The organism is uncultured Devosia sp. (genome assembly GCF_964244875.1).
Classification (GTDB): Bacteria; Pseudomonadota; Alphaproteobacteria; order Rhizobiales; family Devosiaceae; genus Devosia.
On sequence record NZ_CAXTKA010000008.1, the window covers coordinates 15110 to 40271 of the forward strand.

General features: G+C 63.8%; 26 protein-coding genes. 12 read left to right on the forward strand and 14 right to left on the reverse strand.

The features are described 5' to 3' along the window. The first annotated feature begins 33 nt into the window (after window positions 1–33). From ACFE8X_RS10735 to ACFE8X_RS10750, 4 genes are all read left to right on the forward strand, one after another. On the forward strand, window positions 34–1566 hold the full coding sequence (locus ACFE8X_RS10735) for an alkaline phosphatase (protein WP_375451464.1): 1533 nt from the start codon (window positions 34–36) through the stop codon (window positions 1564–1566). A gap of 69 nt (window positions 1567–1635) precedes the next feature. Continuing rightward, a complete protein-coding gene (locus ACFE8X_RS10740; RefSeq protein ID WP_375451465.1) occupies window positions 1636–2070 on the forward strand; it encodes a hypothetical protein in 435 nt (144 codons plus the stop codon). A gap of 9 nt (window positions 2071–2079) precedes the next feature. Next, window positions 2080–2739 (forward strand): ABC transporter ATP-binding protein, encoded by a 660-nt coding sequence (locus ACFE8X_RS10745; protein ID WP_375451466.1) that lies wholly within the window; start codon window positions 2080–2082, stop codon window positions 2737–2739. Next, entirely contained in the window at window positions 2736–3995 is a 1260-nt protein-coding gene (locus tag ACFE8X_RS10750; RefSeq protein ID WP_375451467.1) for an FtsX-like permease family protein, read from the forward strand. The genes ACFE8X_RS10745 and ACFE8X_RS10750 overlap by 4 nt, the downstream gene beginning before the upstream one ends. Before the next feature lie 67 nt (window positions 3996–4062). Here ACFE8X_RS10750 and ACFE8X_RS10755 read toward each other — a convergent pair whose 3' ends face one another. Both ACFE8X_RS10755 and ACFE8X_RS10760 read right to left on the reverse strand, forming a co-directional pair. Further along, the gene (locus ACFE8X_RS10755; protein WP_375451468.1) at window positions 4063–5499 is read right to left on the reverse strand and encodes an aldehyde dehydrogenase family protein; all 1437 of its coding nucleotides are present in this window, start codon (window positions 5497–5499) and stop codon (window positions 4063–4065) included. Window positions 5500–5523: 24 nt separating this feature from the next. Continuing rightward, on the reverse strand, window positions 5524–6678 hold the full coding sequence (locus ACFE8X_RS10760) for a fumarylacetoacetate hydrolase family protein (protein WP_375451469.1): 1155 nt from the start codon (window positions 6676–6678) through the stop codon (window positions 5524–5526). Between the two features lie 185 nt (window positions 6679–6863). On the opposite strand from ACFE8X_RS10760, the gene ACFE8X_RS10765 reads away from it, so the two are divergent. Continuing rightward, window positions 6864–7583, forward strand: coding sequence for an SIMPL domain-containing protein (locus ACFE8X_RS10765; protein ID WP_375451470.1), 720 nt, complete (start codon window positions 6864–6866; stop codon window positions 7581–7583). Window positions 7584–7667: 84 nt separating this feature from the next. Here ACFE8X_RS10765 and ACFE8X_RS10770 read toward each other — a convergent pair whose 3' ends face one another. Then, complete coding sequence (locus ACFE8X_RS10770; RefSeq protein ID WP_375451471.1) at window positions 7668–8498, reverse strand: sulfite exporter TauE/SafE family protein; 831 nt, start codon at window positions 8496–8498, stop codon at window positions 7668–7670. Next, complete coding sequence (locus ACFE8X_RS10775) at window positions 8498–8920, reverse strand: secondary thiamine-phosphate synthase enzyme YjbQ (RefSeq protein WP_375451472.1); 423 nt, start codon at window positions 8918–8920, stop codon at window positions 8498–8500. The genes ACFE8X_RS10770 and ACFE8X_RS10775 overlap by 1 nt, the downstream gene beginning before the upstream one ends. 244 nt (window positions 8921–9164) lie before the next feature. On the opposite strand from ACFE8X_RS10775, the gene ACFE8X_RS10780 reads away from it, so the two are divergent. The 5 genes from ACFE8X_RS10780 to ACFE8X_RS10800 all read left to right on the forward strand — a co-directional run bounded on the left by ACFE8X_RS10780 (window position 9165) and on the right by ACFE8X_RS10800 (window position 14735). Beyond that, window positions 9165–11366 (forward strand): OmpA family protein, encoded by a 2202-nt coding sequence (locus ACFE8X_RS10780; RefSeq protein ID WP_375451473.1) that lies wholly within the window; start codon window positions 9165–9167, stop codon window positions 11364–11366. 310 nt (window positions 11367–11676) lie between these two features. Beyond that, window positions 11677–12192, forward strand: a complete 516-nt coding sequence (locus ACFE8X_RS10785) for a TIGR00645 family protein (RefSeq protein ID WP_375451474.1) — start codon at window positions 11677–11679, stop codon at window positions 12190–12192. A 173-nt stretch (window positions 12193–12365) separates the two neighbouring features. Next, window positions 12366–12728 (forward strand): hypothetical protein, encoded by a 363-nt coding sequence (locus ACFE8X_RS10790; protein WP_375451475.1) that lies wholly within the window; start codon window positions 12366–12368, stop codon window positions 12726–12728. Window positions 12729–12897: 169 nt separating this feature from the next. Continuing rightward, a complete protein-coding gene (locus ACFE8X_RS10795) occupies window positions 12898–13581 on the forward strand; it encodes a tellurite resistance TerB family protein (RefSeq protein WP_375451476.1) in 684 nt (227 codons plus the stop codon). Window positions 13582–13676: 95 nt separating this feature from the next. Then, complete coding sequence (locus ACFE8X_RS10800) at window positions 13677–14735, forward strand: Atu2307/SP_0267 family LLM class monooxygenase (protein WP_375451477.1); 1059 nt, start codon at window positions 13677–13679, stop codon at window positions 14733–14735. Here the strand turns inward: ACFE8X_RS10800 and ACFE8X_RS10805 are convergent. The 8 genes from ACFE8X_RS10805 to ACFE8X_RS10840 all read right to left on the reverse strand — a co-directional run bounded on the left by ACFE8X_RS10805 (window position 14716) and on the right by ACFE8X_RS10840 (window position 21036). Then, window positions 14716–14937, reverse strand: a complete 222-nt coding sequence (locus ACFE8X_RS10805) for a hypothetical protein (protein WP_375451478.1) — start codon at window positions 14935–14937, stop codon at window positions 14716–14718. The genes ACFE8X_RS10800 and ACFE8X_RS10805 overlap by 20 nt on opposite strands. Before the next feature lie 86 nt (window positions 14938–15023). Continuing rightward, window positions 15024–15317 (reverse strand): HlyU family transcriptional regulator, encoded by a 294-nt coding sequence (locus ACFE8X_RS10810; protein WP_375451479.1) that lies wholly within the window; start codon window positions 15315–15317, stop codon window positions 15024–15026. Between the two features lie 15 nt (window positions 15318–15332). Further along, window positions 15333–15623, reverse strand: coding sequence for a DUF2442 domain-containing protein (locus tag ACFE8X_RS10815; RefSeq protein ID WP_375451480.1), 291 nt, complete (start codon window positions 15621–15623; stop codon window positions 15333–15335). After that, entirely contained in the window at window positions 15624–15905 is a 282-nt protein-coding gene (locus tag ACFE8X_RS10820; protein ID WP_375451481.1) for a DUF2442 domain-containing protein, read from the reverse strand. Further along, a complete protein-coding gene (locus tag ACFE8X_RS10825) occupies window positions 15895–16164 on the reverse strand; it encodes a DUF4160 domain-containing protein (protein ID WP_375451482.1) in 270 nt (89 codons plus the stop codon). The genes ACFE8X_RS10820 and ACFE8X_RS10825 overlap by 11 nt, the downstream gene beginning before the upstream one ends. Before the next feature lie 11 nt (window positions 16165–16175). Then, window positions 16176–18239 carry an RNA polymerase sigma factor RpoD gene (gene rpoD, locus ACFE8X_RS10830; RefSeq protein WP_375451483.1) on the reverse strand — a complete coding sequence of 688 codons (2064 nt, stop codon included), beginning with the start codon at window positions 18237–18239 and terminating at the stop codon, window positions 16176–16178. A gap of 191 nt (window positions 18240–18430) precedes the next feature. After that, window positions 18431–20383 carry a DNA primase gene (dnaG, locus tag ACFE8X_RS10835; protein WP_375451484.1) on the reverse strand — a complete coding sequence of 651 codons (1953 nt, stop codon included), beginning with the start codon at window positions 20381–20383 and terminating at the stop codon, window positions 18431–18433. Between the two features lie 89 nt (window positions 20384–20472). Next, a complete protein-coding gene (locus ACFE8X_RS10840; RefSeq protein ID WP_375451485.1) occupies window positions 20473–21036 on the reverse strand; it encodes an HdeD family acid-resistance protein in 564 nt (187 codons plus the stop codon). A gap of 149 nt (window positions 21037–21185) precedes the next feature. Between ACFE8X_RS10840 and ACFE8X_RS10845 the strand changes: the two genes are divergently transcribed. After that, window positions 21186–22379 (forward strand): MFS transporter, encoded by a 1194-nt coding sequence (locus tag ACFE8X_RS10845; protein WP_375451486.1) that lies wholly within the window; start codon window positions 21186–21188, stop codon window positions 22377–22379. 6 nt (window positions 22380–22385) lie between these two features. On the opposite strand, the gene ACFE8X_RS10850 is transcribed toward ACFE8X_RS10845, so the two are convergent. Continuing rightward, window positions 22386–22835 carry a GatB/YqeY domain-containing protein gene (locus ACFE8X_RS10850; RefSeq protein ID WP_375451487.1) on the reverse strand — a complete coding sequence of 150 codons (450 nt, stop codon included), beginning with the start codon at window positions 22833–22835 and terminating at the stop codon, window positions 22386–22388. A 137-nt stretch (window positions 22836–22972) separates the two neighbouring features. On the opposite strand from ACFE8X_RS10850, the gene carA reads away from it, so the two are divergent. Then, entirely contained in the window at window positions 22973–24175 is a 1203-nt protein-coding gene (gene carA, locus ACFE8X_RS10855) for a glutamine-hydrolyzing carbamoyl-phosphate synthase small subunit (protein ID WP_375451488.1), read from the forward strand. Window positions 24176–24226: 51 nt separating this feature from the next. Here carA and ACFE8X_RS10860 read toward each other — a convergent pair whose 3' ends face one another. Then, on the reverse strand, window positions 24227–25150 hold the full coding sequence (locus tag ACFE8X_RS10860; protein WP_375451489.1) for a neutral zinc metallopeptidase: 924 nt from the start codon (window positions 25148–25150) through the stop codon (window positions 24227–24229). Between the last annotated feature and the right edge of the window lie 12 nt (window positions 25151–25162).

The window sequence follows — 25162 nt, forward strand, 5'->3', positions numbered from 1 at the left end:
CCCATGCGCGGCAATTTTTCGATGGGACATACGATGATCAAACTTGCACGAACACTTGTATCGACGGTGTCGGCGCTGGCGCTGGTTGCCCCTGCTTTGGCTCAGAGCGCCCTGCCCCAGGCGACCGACAGCTATTTCATGTCGGCGCAGGAAAGCCTGGCTGCCCTGATCGCCCAGCAACCCAATACCGGCAAGGCCAAGAACGTCATCCTGTTCGTTGGCGACGGCATGTCCATTCCTACCATTACCGCCGCCCGCATTTTCGAGGGCCAGGAACGTGGTGTCGACGGCGAAAGCAACAGCCTGTCGTTCGAAAAGCTGCTGCCCTACGTCGCCCTGTCCAAGACCTATACCCATGACAGCCAGGTCGCCGACAGCGCCCCGACCGCGACGGCAATGACCACTGGCGTCAAATCGGTCAATGGCACGATCGGCGTCAACCAGAGCGTTGTTCTCGAGGATTGCTCGACCCAGGCCAAGGCCACCGTCACCAGCATATTCGAGCAGGCCGAAGCCGCCGGGCTCGCGACCGGCGTCGTCTCGACCGCCCGCATCACCCACGCGACGCCGGCCGCCACTTATGCCCATAGCGCCGGCCGCGATTGGGAAAACGACACCAACCTGCCCGAAGGCACCACTGAATGTGCCGACATTGCCAGCCAGCTCGTGAACTGGCCCGCCGGCGACGGCTTCGAGGTCATCCTGGGCGGCGGTCGCGCCAACTTCATGACGGCCGAGACCGCCGATCCGGAATATCCGGAAAAAACCGGCTCGCGCAAGGACGGGCATGACCTGGTCGCCGAATGGCAGGCCAAGTACAATGATGGCGCCTATGTGTGGAACAAGGAGCAGTTCGACGCGGTCGATATCGCCACCACCAAGCACCTGTTCGGCCTCTTTGAAGGCTCGCACATGCAGTATGAAGCCGATCGCGCCAAGGATGCCGGCGGCGAGCCCTCCCTGGCCGAGATGACCGTCAAGTCGATCGAGATGCTGTCGCAGAACGAAAATGGCTTCGTACTGATGGTCGAAGGCGGCCGTATCGACCACGCCCACCATGCCGGCAACGCCGCCCGTGCACTGATGGATACCGTAGCCCTGTCCGAGGCCGTGCAGGCCGCCTATGATGCCGTCAATCCCGAGGAAACGCTGATCGTCGTCACCGCCGACCACAGCCACGTGTTCTCGATCGCCGGCTACCCGGTGCGCGGCAACCCGATCCTGGGCATCGGCGGCACTGCCGACGATGGCAAGGCCTATACCACGCTGGGATATATGAACGGCCCGGGCGCTGCGGTCTATGAAGGCGAAGCGCCGGTTGCTCCCGAGGGTGCCGAGGCCGATGCCCCGCTCACCATCCGCGCCGACCCGGCTGGTGTCGACACCACCGATCTGGACTACCTGCAGCAGGCCCTCGTTCCCCTGGGTTCGGAAAGCCATGCCGGCGACGACGTCGCCATCTTCGCGCAGGGGCCCTGGGCCCATCTGTTCCACGGTGTCGTCGAGCAGAACGTCATCTATCACGTCATGGCCAAGGCCATCGGCCTCGACGGCGCCGCCAAGTAACATTTCTGCCAATCTCTGGCCGCCGGAGCGATCCGGCGGCTATAGTGTTTTCCCAACGGGAGTTTCACCATGGATCGCCGCAGCTTCGTCTGTGCCGCTATCGCCGGCCTTGCACTGCCGGCCCTGGTGCGTCCCGCGTTTGCCGAAACACCCTCGCTCCGCTTCCGCGATCTCTACAGCCGCGGCATGGAGCTCGCGCCCGAAACGGCGGCGCTCGATGGCGCACAGATTGCCATGACCGGCTACATGGCGCCCCCGCTCAAGCCCGAAGTCGGTTTCTTCGTTTTGACCAAGCTGCCCATGGCCACCTGTCCGTTCTGCAACGACGCCGCCGACTGGCCGACCGATCTGGTTGTGGCCTATGCCGCGGACCCGATCGACGTCGTGCGCTTTTCGACGCTGATCCGTGTCGAAGGACAGTTCGAAACCGGCTTCAAGACCGACGCGGACACCGGTTTCGTCAGCTTCCTGCGGCTGATGAACGTCACCTACAATCGCGCCTGAGCCGAGCCGATGTCAGGCCTGGCCCTATCGGCAACCGCGCTGACGCTGCGCTACGATGACCAGCTCGTCCTCGATACGCCCCCTTTAGCCGCCGCTCCCGGCAGCCTGACCGTGCTCTCGGGCGCATCCGGTTCGGGCAAATCGAGCCTGCTCTATCTCCTGTCGGGCTTGGCGAGACCCACGAGCGGCAGCCTGGCCTGGGGCGAGACAGAGCTTTCGGCCTTGTCCGAGGCCGGGCGCGATCGTTGGCGTCGCCGCCATGCCGGCTTTATCTTTCAGGACTTTCATCTCATCGATGAAATGACGCCGCTCGACAATGTGCTGCTGCCGGCCTGGTTCGGGGCCTGGAACGCCGCGCCCCGGCGCAAACGCGCCGAAACGCTGCTTGCCGAACTCGCCGTGCCGCTGGAACGGCGGCAGGCCGGCCTGCTCTCGCGCGGCGAGCAACAGCGCGTGGCCATTGCCCGGGCACTTTTGGCGGATCCGGCTATTATCTTCGCCGACGAGCCAACGGCGAGCCTGGACCAATTGGCCGGGGCCCATGTGATCGCCGTGCTGTCTCGCCTCGCAGCGGAAGGCCGCACGGTCATCGCCGCCAGCCATGACCCCGATCTGCGCGCCGCGGCAACGGCGGAACTGGTCCTCGATCATGGCCGGGTGAACGCATGAACCCCTTGCCCCTCGTTTGGGCGATGCACCGCCGCAACCGCTTCACCAGCGCGCTGTTCCTGGTCATCGTGGCCTTGGCCGTCGCCTTGGGCATCACCATCAGTGCCCAGGAGCGGGCGTTGCGCCAAGGCAGTGCGCGCGCGGCGGATCGCTTCGATCTCGTGGTGGCAGCGCCCGGCAGCGCCAACGACATCCTGTTCTCGGTGGTTTATCTGCGGCCCACCGCCGTCGAACTGCTCGATCCCGCGGTCTTCGCCGACCTGCTGGCGCGCCCGGAGGCCGACTTCGTCGCCCCGATTGGCTTTGGCGACAATATCGAAGGCGATCCGGTGGTCGGCACCATCGCGCCGTTCGTAGACTACCTCTCTGGCGGGCTGGCCGAGGGCCGCATGTTCGCGGCGCATGAGGAAGCCGTCATCGGCGCGCTGTCGCCCCACGCCGTCGGCGAAACGTTGGCCGTGGGTCATGGCGAGATGGATGCAGACGCCGCGGCCGACGCCATCGCGGCGGAGGAACACGCCGACGAACACGACGAGCACGGCCACGTTCATGGTGCCGAGGGTCATGCCGACCTCACCGTGGTCGGCCGCATGCGCCCGACCGGCACGCCCTGGGATCGCGCCGTCATCGTGCCCATCGAATACAATTGGGAAGTCCACGGGCTCGATCTCGGCCATGCGCCGGGCGACGAGCGCATCGGCCCCCCATTCGCACCCGAGCACTTGCCCGGGGTCCCTGCCGTGGTGGTCAAGCCCCACGACGTCGCGGCGGCCTATGGCCTGCGCGGGCAATACCGCAGCGAACGTTCTACCGCCTTCTTCCCCGCCGAAATTCTGGTCGGCCTCTACGACGTTCTGGGCGATGCGACCCGCATCATGAGCGCCCTGACGCTGGTCGCCCAGGTGCTGGTGGTCGCCGCGATCCTCGCGGGTATCGTCGCCATTCTCGACCTGATGCGGCGTCGTTTTGCCGTGTTGCGGGCGCTTGGCGCGGGTCCGCTCTTCGTCTTCCTCACGGTATGGCTCTACGTCGCGGTGCTGATCATTGCCGGCGCGGCGCTGGGGCTGGGCCTGGGTTGGGCCTTGGCCGCAGCGCTTTCTGCCGGTATTGCCGCCGACACGGGCGTCGCCATGCAGGCCAGCATCGGCGGCTCCGAACTGCTGAGCCTGCTGGCCTTCTGCCTCGCAGCGCTGATCCTGGCGACGATCCCGGCTTTGCTGATCTATCGCCGCCCGGTGATCGAGGGATTGCGCTGACCTTTCGACCCCGCACTCGGGGCGGTCATCCCGCCCCAAGCCCAACTTTGCCTGTCAACAAACGCCGCTAACCCGCCGCGGTATAAGCCGTCTTGACCACGGTAAAGAACTCGTTGGCATATTTGCCCTGCTCGCGCGGCCCGAGGCTGGAGGCCTTGCGGCCACCAAAGGGCACGTGGAAATCCACCCCCGCCGTCGGCACGTTCACCATCACCATGCCCGCTTCCGAATTGCGCTTGAAGTGCGTCGCGTATTTCAGCGAGGTGGTGACGATGCCGGCGGAAAGGCCGAACTCGGTGTCGTTGGCGGTAGCCAACGCCTCGTCATAGTCCTTGACGCGGATGACGCTGGCGACCGGCCCGAAGATTTCCTCGCGGGAAATACGCATCTGGTTGGTCGCTTCGGTGAACAGCGTCGGCTGCAGATAGAAGCCTTCGGTTGCGCCCTTGACCAGTTCGCCGCCCGCCGCCAGCTTGGCGCCTTCGGCCTTGCCGATGGCGATATAGTCGGTGTCCTGCTTGAGCTGGCTGGCATCGACCACCGGCCCGATGTCCGTGTCCTTGTGCAAGGCATCGCCCACCCGCAGATTGCGCACCCGCTCGCCCAGCGCCTCGACGAATGCATCATGGATGCCGGCGGTCACGATCACGCGCGAGGACGCGGTGCAGCGCTGGCCGGTGGAGAAGAACGCCGATTGCGCCACCGATTCGACCGCTACTTTCAGATCGGCATCGTCCAGCACCACGGTCGGATTCTTGCCGCCCATTTCCAGCTGGAACTTGCGCCCCACCTCGATCGAAGCCAGCGCCACGCGCTTGCCCGTACCCACCGAGCCGGTGAAGGTGATGGCATTGACATCCTTGGACTCCAGCAGCGTCTGGCCGACGACCGAGCCCTTGCCCATCACCAGGTTCAGCACGCCCTTGGGCAGGCCCGCCCGCACCAAAATGTCGACGATGGCCCAGGTCGAGCCGGGCACCAGATCGGCTGGCTTGACCACGACGGTATTGCCAAACGCCAGCGCCGGCGCGATCTTCCAGGTCGGAATGGCAATCGGGAAATTCCACGGCGTGATGATGCCGACCACCCCGATCGGCTCGCGCGTGATCTCGACGCCCACGCCGGGGCGCACCGATGGCAGGATCTCGCCCGAAAGGCGCAGCACTTCCCCGGCAAAAAAATCAAAGATCTGCGCGGCGCGCGTCACCTCGCCAATGCCCTCGGGCAAGGTCTTGCCCTCCTCGCGGCTCAGCAATTCGCCCAGTTCGGCCTTGCGGGCCAGGATTTCCTGGGAAGTTTTGCTCAGGATCGCATGCCGCTCGAGAATGCCCGAGCGCGACCAGGCCGGAAACGCCGCCTTTGCCGCAGCGATCGCCTGTTTGGTTTCCTCGGCGCTGGCCTGCGCATAAACGCCCACCACGTCGCCCAGATTGGACGGATTGATGTTTTCCTTGCCCTCGCTGCCTACCCAGGCGCCGTCGATGAGATTTTGATGCAATGTCATGTCAAAAAGCCTTTCGGGAGGAATTCAGAGCAAGTTCGCCCCAGCGAGGTCGCGGAGCAAATGGCTGGTGCCATAGGTCCAGGGGGGCGCGATGGTGGACAGGTTCACCCTGTTAGATAGGGTGCCCAGACTCGATGTCGAGATCGAGACAGTGTCGCCCAGCTTGTGGGTGAAGCCTTTGCCGGCCCCGTCGCGATCCTTGACCGGCGCAAACATGGTGCCGAGATACAGAACCAGCCCGTCCGGATATTGATGATGGCGCCCGATGGTCGCCGCAACCAGCGCCTCTGGAGAGCGCGAAATCTGGCTCATCGAGGAATGCCCGTCGAGCACGAAGCCGTCCTCGCCCTCGACCCGCAGCGCGATCTCGGCCCGGCTGATGGTGTCGAGCGTGAAAGCGCCGTCGAACAGGCGCACGAACGGTCCCAGCGACGCCGATGCATTGTTGTCCTTGGCCTTGCCCAAAAGCAGCGCTGATCGCCCCTCGACGTCGCGCAGGTTGACATCATTGCCCAGCGTTGCGCCGACGATCGCGCCGGCGCTCGAGACCAGCAGCGCCACTTCGGGCTCCGGATTGTTCCAGCTCGAAATGGGATGGAGCCCCACATCGGCGCCGAAACCAACCGAGGCCATGGTCGGCGCCTTGGTGAAGATTTCCGCATCTGGACCGAAGCCCACTTCGAGGTACTGGCTCCAGACGCCCTTGTCGACCAGTGCTGCCTTGACCCGCATCGCCGTGTCCGAGCCGGGCACCAGCTCGCTGAGGTCGGTGCCGATCAGCGCCAGAATATCGCCGCGCAATGCATCGGCACGGCCCTTGTCGCCGCGCGCCTGCTCCTCGATCACCCGCTCCAGCAGCGACACCACGAAGGTGACCCCCGAAGCCTTGATCGCCTGCAGATCGATGGGCGATAGCAGCGACGGCGTGCCAGCATCCTGCCCGCGCGCCCAGCTATTGGCGACGATGGCCTCGGCTGAGCCGATCGTCTCGCCCTTGGCCTGCGTCACATAACCGGCCGGATCGGCGCTCTCGGCGATATCGCGCACCGTGGCCATGCCCTTGGCGGTGATATCCACCAGATCGCCGCCGCGCACGGTCACGATGACCGGATAGAGCGTGCCGGGAACTCGCGCCCGGCCCAGCAATACGCCCTCAATTGGATAGATCGCGCTGCTCATGCCATCCCCCTGATCATCCGGGGTGAGTAACCCGCGCCCGCGCATCCTTGCAAGCCTTACCCGGCTCGGCGGGCCTTATTCCTTAGCAGCATGGCTTTCCATAGGCCGTTCAACTGCGGTTCAGCCATGCCCCATTATGGACGCATTGAGTGGCGAAGTGTCCGCCACAGCTCAAGGAGTTTTCCATGCGTCGCCTTTTTGCCTGTTTGCCCTTCGCCCTGCTTGCCGGCTTGTCCCTGCCGGCCTTTGCCGGAACCATCTCCATCGAAGGGCGCGGCGAGGTGACGGCGGTGCCCGACACCGCTTTCGTGAACTCGGGCGTGACCACCCAGGGCGCGACGGCGCGCGAGGCGCTCGATCTCAACAGCAAGGCGATGGCCGATTTGCTGGCCGCGCTCAAAGGCTCCGGCATTGCCGAGCGCGATATCCAGACCTCCGGCTTCTCGGTCAGTCCGAACTACGTTTATACCGAAGATCGCGACGCCAACGGCTATACGCTGCCGCCCAAGATCAACGGCTACCAGGTCAGCAATGCCGTGACCGTTCGGGTGCGCGCGCTCGATACGCTGGGCGCCATCCTCGATAACTCGGTGACGGTGGGCGCCAACACCGTCAATGGCGTAACCTTTGCTGTGGACGATCCGTCCGAGCTGCTGAACCAGGCGCGCAAAAGTGCTTTCGCCGATGCTCAGGCCAAGGCGCAGCTTTATGCCACGGCCGCCGGCTCGGCGCTGGAAGATATCGTGTCGATCAACGAAGGCCAGAGCATCGAGCAGCCGCCGCAGCCTTATATGGTCAAGGCCATGGCCGACACGGCACGCGCCGAAGTGCCGGTCGCCGCCGGCGAGCTCAGTTTTGCCATCAACGTCTCGGTCCAGTGGGAACTCGACGACGCCGGCAACTAAACCAAACCCTCCCAAGGGGCTTGGGCGGTGGGGACGGCCGTCGTAGTCAACCGTCCCCACCAACCTTTTTCATCGTCGCCGGCCTCAGCCGTTGATTACTTCCCACAGCATGTTGAGCCCAACAAATACCAGGAATGCGGCGAACACGTATTTTAGCGTCTGCTGCTCCAGCCGGTGCGCGATGGTGGCGCCAAGGGGCGCGAACAGCGCTGCCAGCCCCGCGACCAGCACCAGTGCCGGCAGGTTGACGTAACCCAGGCTCAGCGGCGGCACGCCCACAACGCCCCAGCCCGAGGCGATGTACCCGATCGTGCCGGCCACGGCGATCGCCACCCCGATTGCGGCCGACGTGCCCACCGCCGCGTGCATCCTGGCGCCGAACGCCACCAGCGTCGGCACGCTCAGCGAGCCGCCCCCGATCCCCATCAGCGCCGAGATGAAGCCGACGACGAACGCCGAAATCCGGTGCGTCGGGGCGGAGCCCCGCAGGTGCCCCATCAGCCGGGTCTGGAAGCCAAGAACGATATTAGCGGCGATCACGAAGGCCATGACCGCGAACACGATGCGCAGCGCATCCCCGGACAGGAACGCCGCCGCCAGCCCGCCGATCAGGGTGCCCGCGACGATGAACGGCACCCAGAGCCGCAGCGTCACCCCATCCAGCGCCCCGCGTTTGTTGTGCGAGCGAGCGCTCATGACGCCGGTGGGAATGATGATCGCCAGGGACGTGCCCACGGCCACATGCTGCACCACGTCGCTATCGAACCCCAGGATCGACAGCGCGGTCGAAAGCGCCGGCACGATGATGGCCCCGCCGCCGATGCCGAGCAGGCCCGCAGCGATGCCCGAACAGATGCCCGTGACCAGAAGCCCGATCACGAACGGCCAGTATTGCAGCACGCCGGCCCAATCCATCACGCCTCTCCTATAATGTGCAGCACGATTTCGCGGCGGTGCGGCCGCGCGCGGTGTTCGAACAGGTAGATGCCCTGCCAGGTGCCGAACACCGGCCTGCCCCGGTGCACGGGAACGGCCAGCGAGGTCTGCGTCAGCGCCGCCTTGATATGGGCGGGCATGTCGTCGGGACCCTCGGTGGTGTGAAGCAGCCAGTCTATGCCCTGCGGCACCAGGCGCCGGAAGAACCCGTCCAGATCGGTCTGGACATCGGCGTCCGCATTCTCCTGGATCAGCAGCGAGCACGACGTGTGGCGGCAATAAACGGTGAGCAGCCCGGTGCCGATCCCCGAACCATCCACGAACCGGCGCAGCGCAGCGGTGAACTCGTAAAGTCCGGCGCCGTCTGTCGAAAGGATCAAGGTGTCGAGCGATTGCAGCATGGCGGGTCCGGCGGTGTGCCGTGGGCCTAGCACGGGCGCCCGCACCATGCCAGCGCCCCAATCGCGCCACGATCGCCACATCTTGCCGGGATGGCGCGGCTCTGGAACTTTGCAGAACTCCAGGCGTTGCGGGCCTTGCGGGGGGGTTAGCGTGATATCATTCGGCCCGACACCGTTCAGTCTCGGTTCAGACTGGTGCCGTGATGCTGATCCCAAGTGTCACTCGACCATAAAAGGAATACCAATGCGCATTCGAAACTGGCTTATGACCGGAACCAGCCTGGGTCTGATGACCTTTGCGCCTGTTCCCCTGTTCGCCCAGGAAGCGGCGCCTCCCGAATTGCCACAGCAGTGCATCGATGCCGGCTTCACCAGCTTCGACGAGTGCGTCGCCGCCCAGTCCGCAGCGCCGGCCGACCAGCCGGCCGCGGAACCCGAAGCGGCGCCCGAGCCTGAGGCAGCGCCGGAGCCGGAAGCCGCTCCGGAGCCCGAAGTTGCGCCCGAGCCCGAAGCCGCCCCGGTTGAGGAGCCCGCCCCCGAAGTAATCGAGGAGCCAGCGCCCGAGCCGGAACCGGAGGTCGCGCCGGAACCCGCAGCCGAGCCGGAAGCGGTCACCGAGCCCGAGGCCGTTACCGAGCCTGAAGCGGCGACCGAACAGAGCGCTGAACCCGAGGCTGCTCCCGTCGAGGAGGCCGCGCCGGCCGAGGAGCCTGCGGCCCAGGCCGCACCGGAAGCTGAACCGGAAGCCGATCCCGCGGTCGAAGAGGCCGCCCCCGCGGAGCCGGCAGTTGAAGCACCAGCTGAAGCGTCTCCAGAAGTCGCGCCCGAGACCCAAGCTGATCCCGCCGTGCAGGCCCAGCCTGAGGCCACTCCTGAAAACGCCAATCTGCAGGCTGATCTGCAGGCGCAGGTCGACGCCTATAACGCCGCCGTCGCTGACATGATGGCCGGTGGCGATGCCACTGAGGCCGGAGCCCGCATGGACGCTGCCCGCGCCCAGATCGGCACTCTCTGCGCCGCCTCCGGCAATTCCGACATCACCGCGTGCCTTGCCGGATACGGCCTGGAACTGGTCGAAGTGCCCGGCCTTGCCCCATCGGAGCAGCCGGCAACCGAGACCCCGGTCGATCCTGCGGCGCAAACGCCCGCTGACCAGCCCGCCGATGGCCCCGTTGCCGGCCAACCCACCGAGATCATCGAGGATTTGCCGGAGGGCATCACCCAGGATCAGGTGGCGCCGGTGCTCGATAGCGCCAAGGATGGCCCCGTGGTCCAGCCCGACGGCGCCGCAGCGCCTGCCGCCGAACCGGTGGCCCAGGAGCCTGCCGGCCCGCCGCCCACCAACGATACGGAAGCCCAGGCGCGCTTTGCACCCCAGGACGCAGCGGCAGTCTCTGCCGTCGAGGAGCAGGGTGAAACCGTGACCGCCGCCGACGTCGCCGCCCCGGTGATTCCGCAGAACGTGACGATCGTCAACCAGACCAACGTCACGAACAACATCACCAACAATACGCAGAACAACACGGTCGACAATTCGCAGACCAATATCGGCCAGCAGACCAATATCGAGCAGAACGATCTGCGTCAGACCACCTATGGTGATCAGCTGACCCAGGTTATCCTGCAGGTTGGAACGCAGCTGATCGTCAACACGCCCGGCCAGGATACCGACCGGTACTTCGACGACCAGCAGGACGAGGTCTTCTACGAAAACCTCAACAATGGCCGCGTCCGCGAAACCATCACCCGGCCCGACGGCACCCAGATCGTCACCGTGCGCAACCGCAACGGCGACGTCCTGCGCCGCTCGCGCATCTCGCCCGACGGGCAGGAATATGTGCTGGCCTATTTCGACGATCGTTACGACGACGAGCTGCTGGAATGGCGCGACCCGGGCCTCGACCTGCCCCCGCTGCGTCTCAATATTCCGGTGCAGGACTATGCCCTGGACGTGGAGTATGCCGACGAAGACCAGGTCGAGACCTTCTTCCGCCAGCCTCCGGTTGAACAGGTGGCCCGTCTCTATTCGATCGACGAGGTCAAGCGCTCTTCCCGTGTGCGTGACAGCGTGCGCAAGCTCGAAGTGGGCGGCTTGACCTTCGATACGGGTGCGGCCACCATCAGTCGCGACCAGGTCGGGGCCTTGAGCAAGGTTGCCCAGGGCATGTTGGCCCTCCTCGCCAACAATCCGGCGGAAACCTTCCTGATCGAGGGTCACACTGACGCCGTGGGTACCGAAATTTCCAACCTGCAGCTGAGCGATCTGCGTGCGGCCACCGTTGCCCGCATCCTGACCGACTTCTATAAAGTGCCGCCGGAAAACCTGGCCACCCAGGGCTATGGCGAGCGCTATCTCAAGATCCGCACCGATCTGGACGAACGCGAAAACCGCCGCGTCACCATTCGCCGGATTACCCCGCTGATCACCATGGCCAGCGACAGCTAGCCCTGGTCACCAAATAGACGACGAGGCCGGGCCCAGCGCCCGGCCTTTTCATTTGGTGCGCCACACCACTTATGAACGCTGCCTGTGACCTTCGTTCCAAAGCCGTTCAGCTTGGCGCTGCCACTGCTCGATCGCCGGATGCGGGGGCCTCCGGCAGGGGTCCGCCAAGGTTGAAGGCGCCAGCTAAATCCATGGCGGACCCTGTCGGTCCCTACGCTACCAAGGCTTTGCGCCGGACCGCCCGCGACAGCGCCGCTCTTGTGCCAACGGCAAAGTTTGCTATTGGCTGGAGGACGGAACGGAGAGCGCGATGAAACAGCTGGAAATTTTCGTCGAACGGGTCATCCTCGCCAGCCGCTGGCTGCTGGTCGTGTTCTACATCGGCCTGGCTCTGGCGCTCGCCATCTACGCCGTGTCGTTTTCCTATAAGCTTTGGGATTTCGGCATCCACGCTATCGGCATGGACGAGACCGAAACCATCCTCAAGGTGCTCGGCCTGATCGATGCGGCCCTGATCGCCAGCCTCGTAGTCATGGTGATCGTGTCCGGCTACGAGAATTTCGTTTCCCGCTTCGATGACGAAGACGACGTGCACTGGCTCGGACAGATCGATACCGGCTCGCTCAAGATCAAGGTGGCGTCCACGATCGTGGCCATCTCATCGATCCACCTGCTGCAGATTTTCCTCAACGTGCCCGAATATACCGATACCCAGATCATGTGGTTCACCATCATCCACCTCGCCTTTGTGGTCTCCGCGCTGTTTCTGGCGATCATCGATCGGATCGCGAAAAAGCCGGCAAAAGGGGAAGACGCGGGCCTTTGACCCGCATTTATTTATCGGCCAAAGCAAACTAAATTCTTCTCGCCTTCGCCAGTCGCTTGAAATTTCAATCGTTTTCCGGCCCAAGACTCCAGTATCAACTCGATCACGCGATTGGGAACGATTCCAAAAAACCTGCGTTTCTTCGCCTTAGCGTGCAACAAAGGAGCGCAATCATGGCTACCCCAGAACGCGATACCGTTTATACCAATGACGGACAGCGGACCGTCTATACTCGTGAAAGCAACGGCACCGGCTGGTTCGTTGGCATCATTGTGGTGCTGGCCCTGCTCGCCATCGGCTACTTGGTGTTCTCGGCCAATTCGGGCACTTCGACCGGTGCTGCTGCGAGCGGTACCCCGGCGGTTGAATCCTCGGCCAATGACGGTGGCGTCGCCCCTGCCCCGATGACCGAAGCGCCTGCGACTGAAACCGCGCCGGCCCCCGTGACCGAAACTCCGGCGGCTCCGGCCCCGGCAGTTGATGCGACGGCAGCCCCGGCTGCTGCCCCGACCACGCCCGCCTCGGCGGCCCCATAACAGTCTCCCCGATGCCTCAGCACTCCCTCTGAGACATCACTTGAAGCCCCGGCCGCCCCGCCGGGGCTTTTTCTTGCTTTCTGCGTCGTGCTGCGACCTGCTGCCTCAGCACCTTGCAATGTTGCCAACTCTCCCCAATTCCGTCGACACCAACCAAAAGGGAGGGATCATGTTCAACATCGACCAGATTCTCAAAGCCTTGCAGACCGACCAGAACACGCAGCGCACCGCGCTCACCGGTGCGGCCGGCATGGCCGCCGGCATGCTGCTGGGCGGCGGCAATCCCGGCAAACTGGTAGGCAATGCCGTTCAGCTTGGCGCTGTTGCCGCAGTTGGCGGACTGGCCTACAAAGCCTGGCAGACCTATCAGCAGAACCAGGCCGCAGCCCCCGCCCCCGTATCGCAGGACGCCTTCATTCCCGCCCCCGGTGACAGTCACGGGCAGGAAGAACTCGGCAAGACCCTGGTGCGCGCCATGATCGCGGCCGCCAAGGCCGACGGGCGCATCGATGGCGACGAGAAGGAAGCCATCTTCACCAAGCTCGAAACCATGTCGCTCAGCCCCGAGGAAAAAGCCTGGGTGTCCGATGAACTCTCGAGCCCGCTGGACATCAACGTGGTGGTCGCACGCGCCGACACCCCCGAGCATGCCAGCGAAATCTATGCGGCGTCCCTTGTCGCCATCTCCGCCGATACGGCCTCCGAGCGCGCCTATCTCGATGCGCTCGCCGTCAAGCTGCGGCTCGAGCCAGGCCTGGTCGCCGAAATTCACAAGGCTGCCGGCGAGCCCCTGCCGCAAACCGCCCCGCCTGCCAACCCTTTCGCCTACGCACCATCCACCAGCAACGTCTGACCGCTTGGTGACCGCGCCAATGGCGCGGTTACACCCATGTGCGTTCTTGATGCGTCAGGCGGCAAGCGCCATCTGTGCGGCAACACGAGGTCATCATGGAACTTGGTCTATATTCGTTTGCCGAAAATACGCCCGATCCGCTCAATGGCGGCGCCCTGCAAAGCCCTGCCGAACGCCTTCGGGACCTTTTGGAAGAGATCGCGCTGGCCGATCAGCTTGGCCTCGACTTCTACGGCCTGGGCGAGCATCACCGGCCCGATTTCGTCGCCTCTGCGCCGGTGACCATCCTGGCTGCCGCAGCGGCGCGCACCAAGTCCATCCGGCTTTCGACCGCCGTCACTGTGCTGAGTTCCGAAGACCCCATCCGCACCTGGCAGCAATTCGCCACGCTCGATCTGCTGTCGAATGGGCGGGCCGAAATCATGGCCGGCCGCGGCTCCTTCATCGAGAGCTTTCCCCTGTTCGGTCTCGATCTGGATGATTACGACACGCTGTTCGAGGAAAAGCTCGAATTGCTGCTGGCCATCCGCGCCGGCGGCAAGATCACTTGGCCCGGCGGCGCCCATACCAGGCCCATCCCCGGCATTGCCATCTATCCCGCGCCCGTACAGCAACCCCTGCCGCTCTGGATCGCCGTGGGCGGTACGCCCAATTCGGTCGCCCGGGCTGCCTATTACGGATTGCCGCTGATGATTGCCATCATCGGTGGCCAGCCCCGCCAATTCGCGCCACTGGTGGATTTCTATCGCGAAACCGCCGAAAAAACCGGCAAGGATGCCAAGACCCTGCCGGTCGGCATTAGCTCGCACGGCTTCATTGCCGCTGACAGCCAGGATGCGCGCAACCTGGCTTTTCCAGCCCATAGCGAATCGATGAGCCGCATAGGCAAGGAACGCGGCTGGCCGCCGACCACCCGCGCCCAATTCGAGAGCGGAGCAACGCCTAACGGCGCTTACTTCATGGGTTCGCCCCAGGAGATCATCGACAAGATCCTGATGCAGCAAGAATGGTTCAGGCATGACCGCTTTGGCCTGCAACTGAGCGTCGGCACCCTGCCCCATGACAAGGTCATGCAAGCCATCGAGCTTTACGGCACCGTGGTCAAACCCGCCATCGACAAGGCCCTGCCGCGCGCTATTTCCCCGATCGCCTGATCGTCTTGATCTGCAAGGGCGGCAGGCCCGATTTTTCCGATATGGCCCGGTCCTGGTCCATGATCGCGGTACGCGCCGGCTCGTCGCCATCAAGGCCACCAAGCAGGTTGGCTTCCACCTTGCGGTTGGAGCGCTGGCTGCCATCCTCATAGATGATGTCGAACATCACGTATTCGCTGCGCGCCGTAGGTTTCTTGGCCATGTCCGTCACTCCTGTGCGGCCAAACGCGGCGGCGGCGCTTGCCCCGGCATCGCGATCGGCATTGTTTATTGCAACTGACCTGGTAATCAGCTGAACATTTTGTCGCCCTGCTCGTCGACGATCTGCCGGCCCTTGCCGAGCGCCATCGAGATCAGGTCGTCCTTGGAACTCATGCGGTCGGCCCGCACGAATTTATAGCTCTTGAGTTCGCCCGCGATCTCTTTTTCGATCGTCCCGGCCAATTGATACTCGCTGCCGGCCCGCATTTCGATCGCCTTGATCAAAAAGCCCTTGTAGCTCTCCTGATCCAGCGCCTTGTCACCGGCCGGCGCGCTCTCGGCCTTGTCGCCCCCGCCAAAAAGCTTGCTCAGAAAAGACATCGCCATCTCCCAGTTCTAGCGCTTGCGTCGCGCCGGCAGCGGCAATTCGAGTTCGCCGCGGTTTGCCATTTCCTCGCGCAGCCAATCCGGCGAGATGTGAAAATAATTCGGCCAGGTCGGCACGCCATTCGCCAACTCCACCAGCCCGAAATAGCGCCGCTCCCGCAGCGCCTCCGTCCCCTCGCCCCGCTCCCCGATCATCGGGCTCGCATCGAACGTCCCAAACGATCCATCCGAAAAACTCACCACCAGCTTGAACGGCACGATGGCGCGAATGGCAGTGACTTTGAGGCGGGGCGTGGTCAATTATTCTGCCGCAATAGGGTGCGACAACCGACCCTGTTTGGCCAATTCCCTATGCAAATTGGTCGGATCCAATTGTAACCCATTTGGCCAAGTCGGCACACCATACGTCAGAAATGCCTTCTCAAACATGACCTTGTCGCGCAGCGGCTGAACCATGGGCCCGGCCTCCGAAAGAATATCCGAAAAATCGCGAATACCCTCATCGCCATTGCTGAACTCGAGATGAAGCTTGAAGCCGGGCAAGACTTTCAAAGAACTTACTGACACATAATCAATCGTCATAGTCGGCTCCTTCGATTGCATTGAAGGGCAGTTGCAGCCTGCCCAGTTCCCAGTTTTCAAGCAATTCTTCTCGATGTCGAGCGGTCCACTCTTTCAAGATTCGCTTGGCGTTTGGCGGCATACTGCCGCTAACCAACTCACCCGTCTCGATTGAAATCGAACCTTCATCGCCCTGATACCGAGCGTGGAAATGCGGCGGAGCGTGGTCACGCCAATACATCTGTATGACCATGCCAAAGAATAACGAAATCGTCGGCATGGTCGAACGTCCTAATTATCCAAAAAGCTCCGCAGCTTCCTGGACCGGCTCGGATGCTTGAGCTTGCGCAGTGCCTTGGCCTCGATCTGGCGGATACGCTCGCGCGTCACCGAGAACTGCTGGCCCACTTCCTCCAGCGTGTGGTCGGTGTTCATGCCAATGCCGAAACGCATCCGCAACACGCGTTCCTCGCGCGGTGTCAGCGAAGCGAGCACCCGCGTCGTGGTTTCGCGCAGATTGCTCTGGATCGCGGCATCGATCGGCTGGATCGCGTTCACGTCCTGGATGAAATCGCCCAGATTACTGTCTTCCTCGTCCCCGATGGGGGTTTCGAGCGAGATCGGCTCCTTGGCAATCTTGAGCACCTTGCGCACCTTGTCCAAAGGCATCTGCAGCTTTTCGCTGAGCTCCTCGGGCGTGGGTTCACGACCGATCTCGTGCAGCATCTGCCGGGACGTGCGCACGATCTTGTTGATCGTTTCGATCATGTGCACCGGAATGCGAATGGTACGCGCCTGGTCGGCGATCGAGCGCGTGATCGCCTGGCGAATCCACCAGGTCGCATAGGTCGAGAACTTGTAGCCGCGGCGATACTCGAACTTGTCCACTGCCTTCATCAGGCCGATATTGCCTTCCTGGATAAGATCCAGGAATTGCAGGCCGCGGTTCGTGTACTTCTTGGCAATCGAGATCACGAGGCGCAAGTTTGCCTCGACCATTTCCTTCTTGGCAATGGCCGCTTCCCGTTCGCCTTTTTGCACCTTGTGCACGATGCGGCGATATTCGGTGACGTTGAGGCCCGCTTCCGTCGCCAGCGTCGCGACATCGCCACGAATCTCGCGCACCGTGTCGGCTTCGCGCCGGGCAAATTCGCCCCAGCCCTTGCCCTCGCGGGTCTCCAGCGATTCTTCCCAGGCCGGGTTCACTTCCTGCCCGTAATAGCTCTCGAGAAACGCTTCCCGCTTGACGCCATAGCTTTCGGCCAGGCGCAGCAGGCGCCCTTCCAGCTTCACCAGGCGCTTGTTGATGTCATAGAGTTGCTCGACCAGGTTCTCGATACGGCCGGCATTGAGCGACAGCGACTTGACGTCGGTGATCACCTCGCCGCGCAGCACATCCAGCTTTTTGGCGTCGGCGGCGCTGACGCTGCCGGCGCGGTTCTCGGCGTGCCGGTCCTGCATGATACGCATCTTGCCATAGGCGTCGGCGATGCGATCGAAGGTCTCCACCACCTGTGGCTTGAGTTCCGCCTCCATCGCCGACAGCGACAGGGCATTCTCGAACTCGTCGTCGTCATCGTCGGCGACGGGGTCCTGCGGCGCCTGCGGCTCGTCGGGCACGTAATCGTCGTCGCTGTCCCCGCTCGGGCGGCGCGGCGCGGGCACGGGCTTGGCCACCACGGGCTCCACCTTGGGGTGGGTATGCATGCTCAGCACTTCGGGCGTCGGCGTCGCCTGCTTGGCATCGGGGCCGGCATAGGTGGCTTCGAGATCGATGATGTCGCGCAGCAGGATTTCGCCCTGGGCAAGCTGCTCGCGCCAGATGATGATGGCCTGGAAGGTCAGCGGGCTTTCGCACAGCCCTTCGATCATGGTCTCGCGTCCGGCTTCGATGCGCTTGGCGATGGCGATTTCGCCCTCGCGGCTGAGCAGTTCCACCGAGCCCATTTCGCGCAGGTACATCCGCACCGGATCGTCGGTGCGGTCGCTGCCCTCGCGGGTATTGGACTTGGAGGCGACGGCGGTGCCGGTCGAGGGCGCGACTTCGCTGCCGGTCTCGTCCTCGTCCTTGTCGACCTCGGTTTCCTCGACCTCGTCTTCGTCCACCACGTTGATGCCCAGATCGGAGAACATGCTCATCATGTCTTCGATCTGCTCGGAGGAGACTTCCTCGGCCGGCATCACCGCATTCAGCTCTTCATAGGTCACATAGCCGCGCTTCTTGCCGGTCTTGATGAGCTTCTTGACCGCGGCATCGGATTGGTCGAGCAACGGGCTGTCATTGGGGGCTTCGGCGGCGCCAGCCTCTGGCTTTTCGGTATCCTTGGTGGTCTTGCTAGCTGCCTTGGTGGCCATCTGGTGCTCCATCGGGACCCGTCTGCGGCCGGGTGCCGGTAAGGTCATAAGTGGTGACAACTCAAGGAAAGATAAAGGCTTGGTAAAGCAGACGTTAACGCCCGCACCCCAACCGGTTCGTATCGGCAGGATTTCACATACTTCGCCATATGCAAAACCGCGCGTACGCGCAGACTTTCAGGGTCATCACCCTAAAAACTACGTGTCGCGCGTCCCGATAGCGAACCAAAGCCTTCGATCAATGCCTCTGTGCCATCGACAGTGGTAATCTGGTTCTTGATGTCCCGCAGCCTTTCAAAGGTTTGTTCGCTCGGGTCTTCGCCCAGCGCCGCTTCGGCTGCTTTGAGGTCCTTATTTAGCTGAACTTTCTTGTTATGCAAGGCCAGCGCATGACTCAATCCGGTCTCGGCGTCGATTTGCGCCGTTTCTGCGGTGATTTGCCAAACCCCCTGCTGGTTCAACACCCGCGCCATCCGGTCCAGCGCCGGCCCGTAGCCCCGCGCGCCCAGGGCACTCATCAGGTCGGCGGGCGAGATATCGTGATGGCGCACCACCACTGCCAGGATTTCGCTCAATACCTTGTGAGCGGCGGGCGTTTCGAAATCCAGCGCTGCCAGGGTTTCGAACTTGCCCTCGACCAAGGGAGGGTGATTGACCAGGCTAAGGATGATCGCCGCCTCGCGCGAGGTCGCATCGGCCCCGGCACTGGGCTTCAACAACCGCGAATTGCGCAGCGTGTCGCTAACCACCAGCCGCGGCGTTCCCCTACCGGGAAAACCATAGGCGCCGCTCTGGCCGTAGCTCTTGCCCTGCCCATAGGCCGGCCTGCCCCCGCGCGGCTCGAACCGCCCTTGCCGCACCGGGGCAAAGAACGCCTTGAGCTTTTCGTCGAACGCCTGCGCATAGTGAAAGCGCACTGAACTGTCCTGAATGCTGTTGGCACGCTCCCGCAGCCGCGCCTGCAATGCCGCCCGCTCCTCGGGCGCTTCAGGCACCAGCCCCCCGGTTTCATGGCTCCAGATCACGTCTGACAGGCTGCGCGCCCGCTCGATCACGTCGGCAAAGGCCTGCCTGCCCTGTGCCTTGATCAGGTCATCGGGATCGAGCCCCTCGGGCAGGGTCGCGATCTTGACCGTGTAGCCGGGCTTGAGATGGGGCAATACCAGGTTGGCCGCGCGCTCGGCCGCCTTCTGGCCCGCCTTGTCGCCGTCAAAGCACAGCACCGGCGTTTCGCTCATGCGCCAGAGCAGTTGCAGATGCTCTTCGCTCATCGCCGTGCCCAGCGGCGCGACGGCGCCTTCGAAGCCCGCTGCCACCGCCGCGACCACATCTAGATAACCCTCGACCACGATGACGGCCTTGCCCTCGCGCGCAGCCTGCCGCGCCATCTGGCCGTTATAGAGCACCTGCCGCTTGGAAAAGAGCTGGGTTTCCGGCGAGTTCAGATATTTCGCCGGCACGTCCGCCGACAGCGCCCGACCACCAAAGGCAATCACCCGCCCGCGAAAATCGGTGATCGGGAACATCACCCGATTACGGAACCGGTCATAGCTCAACGGATCGCCCTCGCGGCTGGTGACCAGTCCGGTATCGACCATGTCCTGCGCCGAAATGCCGTTCTGCGCCAGGTGCTCCTTGAGCCCGTTGCGGCTGTCGGGGGCAAAGCCGATGCGGAACCGCGTCTGGCTCTGCGCCGAAACGCCCCGCTCGAACAGGTATCCCCGCGCCCGCGCCCCGATATTGTGGCTCAGCGCCGCCTCGAAATATTTGGTCGCCAATTCCATGACATCGGTCAGCGACTTCTGCTCGGCCTCGCGCTTTTCTACCCGCTCGTCGCGCGCCGGCATCGGCACCCCGGCCATGCCCGCCAGCTTTTCCACCGCTTCGGGAAAACTCATGCCCGCCTTTTCGGTCAGGAACCTGAAATGATCCCCCGAGACCCCGCAGCCGAAGCAATGGTAGATGCCGCGATTGTCGTCGGCATGAAAGCTCGGGCTCTTCTCGCCATGGAACGGGCAGCAGGCCCACATGTCGCCCCGGCCCGGCTGCGATTTGCGCTTGTCCCAGATGACGTGCTCGCCCACCACCTGCGTGATCGGCAGGCGTTGGCGGATTTCATCGAGAAACTGATCGGAAAAGCGCATGGATGCTAGATAAGCATTTGGCCGCGCGAAGTCACCCAAAAGGGACGCGTTATCCCCTTTGTCCCCTCACCGTCGCGCCACGCCGGTGTTTAAGCCACCTTGCTGCGTTGATACAACCGCCATGCCCAGCCGAAGAGGCCGAACGAAAACACCATCAGCAGGATCCCGCCCAGGACCAGCCCTATCGAAGCGCTGAGCACCGGAAAGAACAGGAACACCAAGCCCAGCAACACGTAGGAAATGCCCGACAGCACCACCGGCCAGATCCGGGCATAATGCTCGCGCTCGCGCGTGATGACGACGATCTGCATCACCCCCACGACCAACGCCGCGATGCCCACCAGCGTGGACAGGAACGTCACCGCCAGAATGGTTGTCAGCAGCGGGCTGAGCAGAATCAGAATGCCAAGAACCAGCGCCAAGGCATTGGAAACAACATCGAACCAGTAATTGCCGCTTTTGCCGCCGCCGAAGGTCAGGCTCCACAGGCCCAGCAGCCCGTCGATGACCAACAGGATGCCGCCCGCCAGCACCAGCACCGACAGCGCCTGGACCGGCCAGATCACCACATAAAGCCCCGCCAGCAGCATCAGTACGCCGCGCACCGCCGTCGCCAGCGCAAAACGCCGCCGTGTGTCTTGAGAAATCGCCATCGAATTGCCCCCGCCAAGCCCAGGTGAAGTGTAGCCGCATTTCGTCGGCAGTCCAGCGCCGCCGGACGATTTTGCGGCCATGCTCCCAATATCGTCATTGTACGATGGAACCAGGTATGATCTGCAATGGCGGTCATCGAGTACCGCACATGTCCCTGCCCCTGATCGCCCTGTTCATTGCAGCCTTCGCTTTCGGCACCACCGAATTCGTCATTGCCGGCGTCCTGCCAGAGGTTGCGGCGGGTCTCGGCGTCACCATTCCCGTGGCTGGCTATCTGGTCTCCGGCTACGCGATCGGGATCGCCGTCGGCGGTCCGTTGTTGACCTTCGTGACCACGAGGGTCGCCCGCCGCACCCTGTTGCTGGGTCTCATCGCCGTATTCACCCTGGGTCAGCTCGGCTGCGCGCTGGCGCCCGATTTCGCCGCCATGCTGGCGCTGCGCATCGTCATTGCCGTGGTGCACGGCACCTTCTTCGGCATCGCCATGGTCGTTGCGATCGGCCTTGTCGCGCCCGAGCGCCGTGGCTTTGCGGTCGCGCTGATCCTGTCGGGGCTGACCGTATCCAACGTTGTCGGTGTGCCCCTGGGCGCGGCGATCGGCACCATCTGGACCTGGCGGGCGACATTCTGGGCCATGGCCGCGCTCGGCCTGCTGGCCAGCGCCGCCATCCTGCTCTTTGTGCCCCGTGCCAGCGGCGCTGCTGCGGTCCGCCCGCCCTTGCGCCGCGAGATCGGCGCGCTCGGCCGCCAACAGGTCTGGAGTTCGCTGATCGTCATGATGATGCTGATGATCGGGCAGTTCGTGCCCTTCACCTATATTTCTCCCCTGCTCCAGGACGTGACCGGCCTTGATGCCAATTGGGTGCCGTGGGTCCTGCTGCTCAACGGCGTCGGCTCCACGCTCGGCGTCTTCCTGGGCGGCCGCCTAGCCGACTGGAAGCTGATGCCCGCCATGATCGCCATGCTGGCCCTGCAATCGGTCGTGCTGCTCGTTCTCTATCTCGCCAGCCCCTACCCGCTGCCGATGATCGCCACGGTCTTTGTCTGGGGCGCGCTCAACTTCGCTATCGGCACGCCGGTCCAAACCCGCATCCTGGGCTGGACCGCCGATGCGCCGAGCCTGGCCTCATCGCTGATCCCCTCCGGCTTCAATATCGGCATTGCCCTGGCCGCCTCCATCGGCGCCGCCATGCTCAATGCCGGCCTCGGCTATCGCAGCCTGCCCCTGATCGGCGCCGCCGCGCTGGCCCTGGCTCTCATTGTCGCGCTGATCTCCTACGCCTGGGAAAAACATAGTCGCGCCATCCCGCCCGTTTCGGCCCAGGCCATAGCTGCGCAATAACGCGCTTCAGCCCAAGGCCGCCTTGACCTTGCCGCTCGCCTTGCCGAAATCGATGCGGCCCGGATAGTCCGTCTTGAGCTGGGCGATCACCTTGCCCATGTCCTTGCCGCCCGCCGCACCTGTGCTGGCGATAGCCGCCTGGATTGCCGCATCGACCTCTTGGTCGCTCAATCCCTTGGGCAGAAATTCGTTGAGGATGTCGATCTCCTCCTTTTCCACCGTCGCCAGGTCCGCGCGGCCCGCCTGCGCATAGATGGCAAAGCTTTCCTCGCGCTGCTTGACCATTTTTTGCAGGATCACCAGGATTTCCGCATTGGTCGCGGGACCGCGATCTTCCTGCCGGATGGCGATATCCTTGTCCTTGATCGCCGAATTGATCAGCCGCAGCGTCGAAGTACGACGCGCATCGCGCGCCTTGAGAGCCGTTTTCAGCCCTTCGCCAAGCTCTTCGCGCATCGCTTCTGCTCCTCTTGCCATGCAATTTGCCGGCCCCATATAGGCACAATAAGCCGCATGCGCCACTTGCGCTGGCCAGTTCGGGCTTCTATGAGGAAGCCTCAATCGACATCGCTCATCTCTCCAGGAGGCTCACCGTGACCGGTTGGCAGCAATCCCCCGCGACCGCCCTCTTGATCCTGGCCGATGGTACGCGCCTCGAAGGCCGCGGCATCGGCGCCGTAGGCCATGCCGCCGGCGAAGTCTGCTTCAACACCGCCATGACCGGCTACCAGGAAATCCTGACCGACCCCTCCTATGCCGGCCAGATCGTCACCTTCACCTTCCCCCATATCGGCAATGTCGGCACCAATGACGAGGATATCGAGACGGTCAACATGGCCGCCCTGTCCGGCGTTCGCGGCGTCGTGCTCAAGGCCGACATCACCAATCCGTCCAATTACCGCGCCGCCGAAAAGCTCGACGCCTGGCTCAAGAAGCGCAACATCGTAGGCATTACCGGCATCGACACGCGCGCCCTGACCGCCCGCATCCGCGAGCACGGCATGCCCGACGGCGTCATCGCCCATGCCGAGGACGGCTATTTCGACGAGCAATCGATCATGGCCGAACTCAAGGCCTTTCCCGGCCTGGTCGGGCTGGACTTGGCGCGCGAAGTCACCACCGCCCAGACCTATCACTGGGACCAGACCGGCTGGACCTGGGGCGAAGGCTATGGCCGCCTGGACAATCCCCAGTTCCACATCGTCGCCATCGACTACGGCGCCAAGCGCAACATCCTGCGGTGCCTCGCCGATCAGGGCGCCCGGGTGACGGTGGTTCCGGCCACGGCGACCGCCGCTGACGTCCTGTCGCACAAGCCGGACGGCATTTTCCTCTCCAACGGCCCCGGCGATCCGGCCGCGACCGGCAAATATGCAGTTCCCACCATCAAGGCGCTGATGGACACCGGCAAGCCCGTGTTCGGCATCTGCCTGGGCCATCAATTGCTCGGCCTGGCGCTGGGCGGCACCACTTCAAAGATGCACCAGGGCCATCACGGCGCCAACCACCCGGTCAAGGACCTGACCACCGGCAAGGTCGAGATCACCTCGATGAACCACGGCTTCGCCGTCGACAAGGCCAGCCTGCCCGCCGGTGTCACCGAAACCCATATCTCGCTGTTCGACGGCTCCAATGCCGGCCTGTCGGTCGACGGCAAACCGGTCTTTTCGGTGCAATACCATCCTGAAGCCAGCCCCGGCCCCCGCGACAGCCATTACCTGTTCACCCGCTTCCTCAACCACGTCCGCCAGCAAAACGGCCTCAAGCCGACGCCGGAATTTGCCGTCGAGCAATAATTTGAACGGCGCACCGGCATGGACCGCAGCACGCCGTCGAATTGTTGACGGCTAAATCGACCCCGAGAACGTATCGCAATCGGCGGGATTGCCGCTGGCCATGCCGCGTTGCAGCCAGGCCTTGCGCTGCTCCGAGGTGCCATGAGTGAACGTGCGTGGAACCGCCTCGCCCTGGGTTTGCCGCTGCAACGTATCGTCGCCGATCGAATTGGCGGCATTGATCGCCTCTTCCATGTCGCCGCTATCCAGCAGGTTCTCGCGCCCCACCTCATGCGCCCACACGCCGGCATAGCAATCGGCCTGCAATTCGATCCGCACCGAATAGGCATTGGCGTCTTCCGCACTCATATTGGCCCGCTCGGCATCGAAACGCGGCAGCGTCCCGTCCAGGTTCTGCACGTGGTGGCCGACCTCATGGGCCAGCACGTAAGCCTGCGCAAAATCCCCTGGCGCGCCGAACTGCTGCCGCAACTGGTCGTAGAACGACAGGTCGATATACACCTTGCGATCCTGCGGGCAGTAGAACGGCCCGCTGTCGGCGCTGGCCTGGCCGCAGCCCGACGCGGTCGCGCCCGAAAACAGCACCACGCCCGGCGGCGTATAGGTCTGCCCGGCGGCCGCGAATTTTTGCGTCCACACATCCTCGGTTTCCTTGACCACCACGCCCACGAAATCGGCCATCTCGTCCTCTCCCGCCGCTGGCGGCGCGCTGGACGATGATGAGCTCGTCGTCGTGCCCGCGCTGGTGCCCCCGGTCAGGATATCGATCGGATTTTGTCCGGTCAGCGCCCAGATGATGCCCAGCACCACCACGATGCCGATCACCCCGCCAATGCCGCCGGACCGTCCGGTGGGCAGGCGCATGCCGCCCCCGCCGCGTCCAAACCCGCCGCCCAGTCCACCGCCGAGCCCGCCGCCGGCCTGCCCGCGCCGATCCTCGATATTCGAGCTGCGCTCGCGCCCCTGCCACTTCATAGCCCGTCTCCC

Bases quoted from the DNA above. Each gene is read 5' to 3' on its own strand.
- ACFE8X_RS10735 (WP_375451464.1), top strand. From the start codon at position 34: ATGATCAAACTTGCACGAACACTTGTATCGACGGTGTCGGCGCTGGCG.
- ACFE8X_RS10740 (WP_375451465.1), top strand. From the start codon at position 1,636: ATGGATCGCCGCAGCTTCGTCTGTGCCGCTATCGCCGGCCTTGCACTG.
- ACFE8X_RS10745 (WP_375451466.1), top strand. From the start codon at position 2,080: ATGTCAGGCCTGGCCCTATCGGCAACCGCGCTGACGCTGCGCTACGAT.
- ACFE8X_RS10750 (WP_375451467.1), top strand. From the start codon at position 2,736: ATGAACCCCTTGCCCCTCGTTTGGGCGATGCACCGCCGCAACCGCTTC.
- ACFE8X_RS10755 (WP_375451468.1), bottom strand. From the start codon at position 5,499: ATGACATTGCATCAAAATCTCATCGACGGCGCCTGGGTAGGCAGCGAG.
- ACFE8X_RS10760 (WP_375451469.1), bottom strand. From the start codon at position 6,678: ATGAGCAGCGCGATCTATCCAATTGAGGGCGTATTGCTGGGCCGGGCG.
- ACFE8X_RS10765 (WP_375451470.1), top strand. From the start codon at position 6,864: ATGCGTCGCCTTTTTGCCTGTTTGCCCTTCGCCCTGCTTGCCGGCTTG.
- ACFE8X_RS10770 (WP_375451471.1), bottom strand. From the start codon at position 8,498: ATGGATTGGGCCGGCGTGCTGCAATACTGGCCGTTCGTGATCGGGCTT.
- ACFE8X_RS10775 (WP_375451472.1), bottom strand. From the start codon at position 8,920: ATGCTGCAATCGCTCGACACCTTGATCCTTTCGACAGACGGCGCCGGA.
- ACFE8X_RS10780 (WP_375451473.1), top strand. From the start codon at position 9,165: ATGCGCATTCGAAACTGGCTTATGACCGGAACCAGCCTGGGTCTGATG.
- ACFE8X_RS10785 (WP_375451474.1), top strand. From the start codon at position 11,677: ATGAAACAGCTGGAAATTTTCGTCGAACGGGTCATCCTCGCCAGCCGC.
- ACFE8X_RS10790 (WP_375451475.1), top strand. From the start codon at position 12,366: ATGGCTACCCCAGAACGCGATACCGTTTATACCAATGACGGACAGCGG.
- ACFE8X_RS10795 (WP_375451476.1), top strand. From the start codon at position 12,898: ATGTTCAACATCGACCAGATTCTCAAAGCCTTGCAGACCGACCAGAAC.
- ACFE8X_RS10800 (WP_375451477.1), top strand. From the start codon at position 13,677: ATGGAACTTGGTCTATATTCGTTTGCCGAAAATACGCCCGATCCGCTC.
- ACFE8X_RS10805 (WP_375451478.1), bottom strand. From the start codon at position 14,937: ATGGCCAAGAAACCTACGGCGCGCAGCGAATACGTGATGTTCGACATC.
- ACFE8X_RS10810 (WP_375451479.1), bottom strand. From the start codon at position 15,317: ATGTCTTTTCTGAGCAAGCTTTTTGGCGGGGGCGACAAGGCCGAGAGC.
- ACFE8X_RS10820 (WP_375451481.1), bottom strand. From the start codon at position 15,905: ATGACGATTGATTATGTGTCAGTAAGTTCTTTGAAAGTCTTGCCCGGC.
- ACFE8X_RS10825 (WP_375451482.1), bottom strand. From the start codon at position 16,164: ATGCCGACGATTTCGTTATTCTTTGGCATGGTCATACAGATGTATTGG.
- rpoD (WP_375451483.1), bottom strand. From the start codon at position 18,239: ATGGCCACCAAGGCAGCTAGCAAGACCACCAAGGATACCGAAAAGCCA.
- dnaG (WP_375451484.1), bottom strand. From the start codon at position 20,383: ATGCGCTTTTCCGATCAGTTTCTCGATGAAATCCGCCAACGCCTGCCG.
- ACFE8X_RS10840 (WP_375451485.1), bottom strand. From the start codon at position 21,036: ATGGCGATTTCTCAAGACACACGGCGGCGTTTTGCGCTGGCGACGGCG.
- ACFE8X_RS10845 (WP_375451486.1), top strand. From the start codon at position 21,186: ATGTCCCTGCCCCTGATCGCCCTGTTCATTGCAGCCTTCGCTTTCGGC.
- ACFE8X_RS10850 (WP_375451487.1), bottom strand. From the start codon at position 22,835: ATGCGCGAAGAGCTTGGCGAAGGGCTGAAAACGGCTCTCAAGGCGCGC.
- ACFE8X_RS10860 (WP_375451489.1), bottom strand. From the start codon at position 25,150: ATGAAGTGGCAGGGGCGCGAGCGCAGCTCGAATATCGAGGATCGGCGC.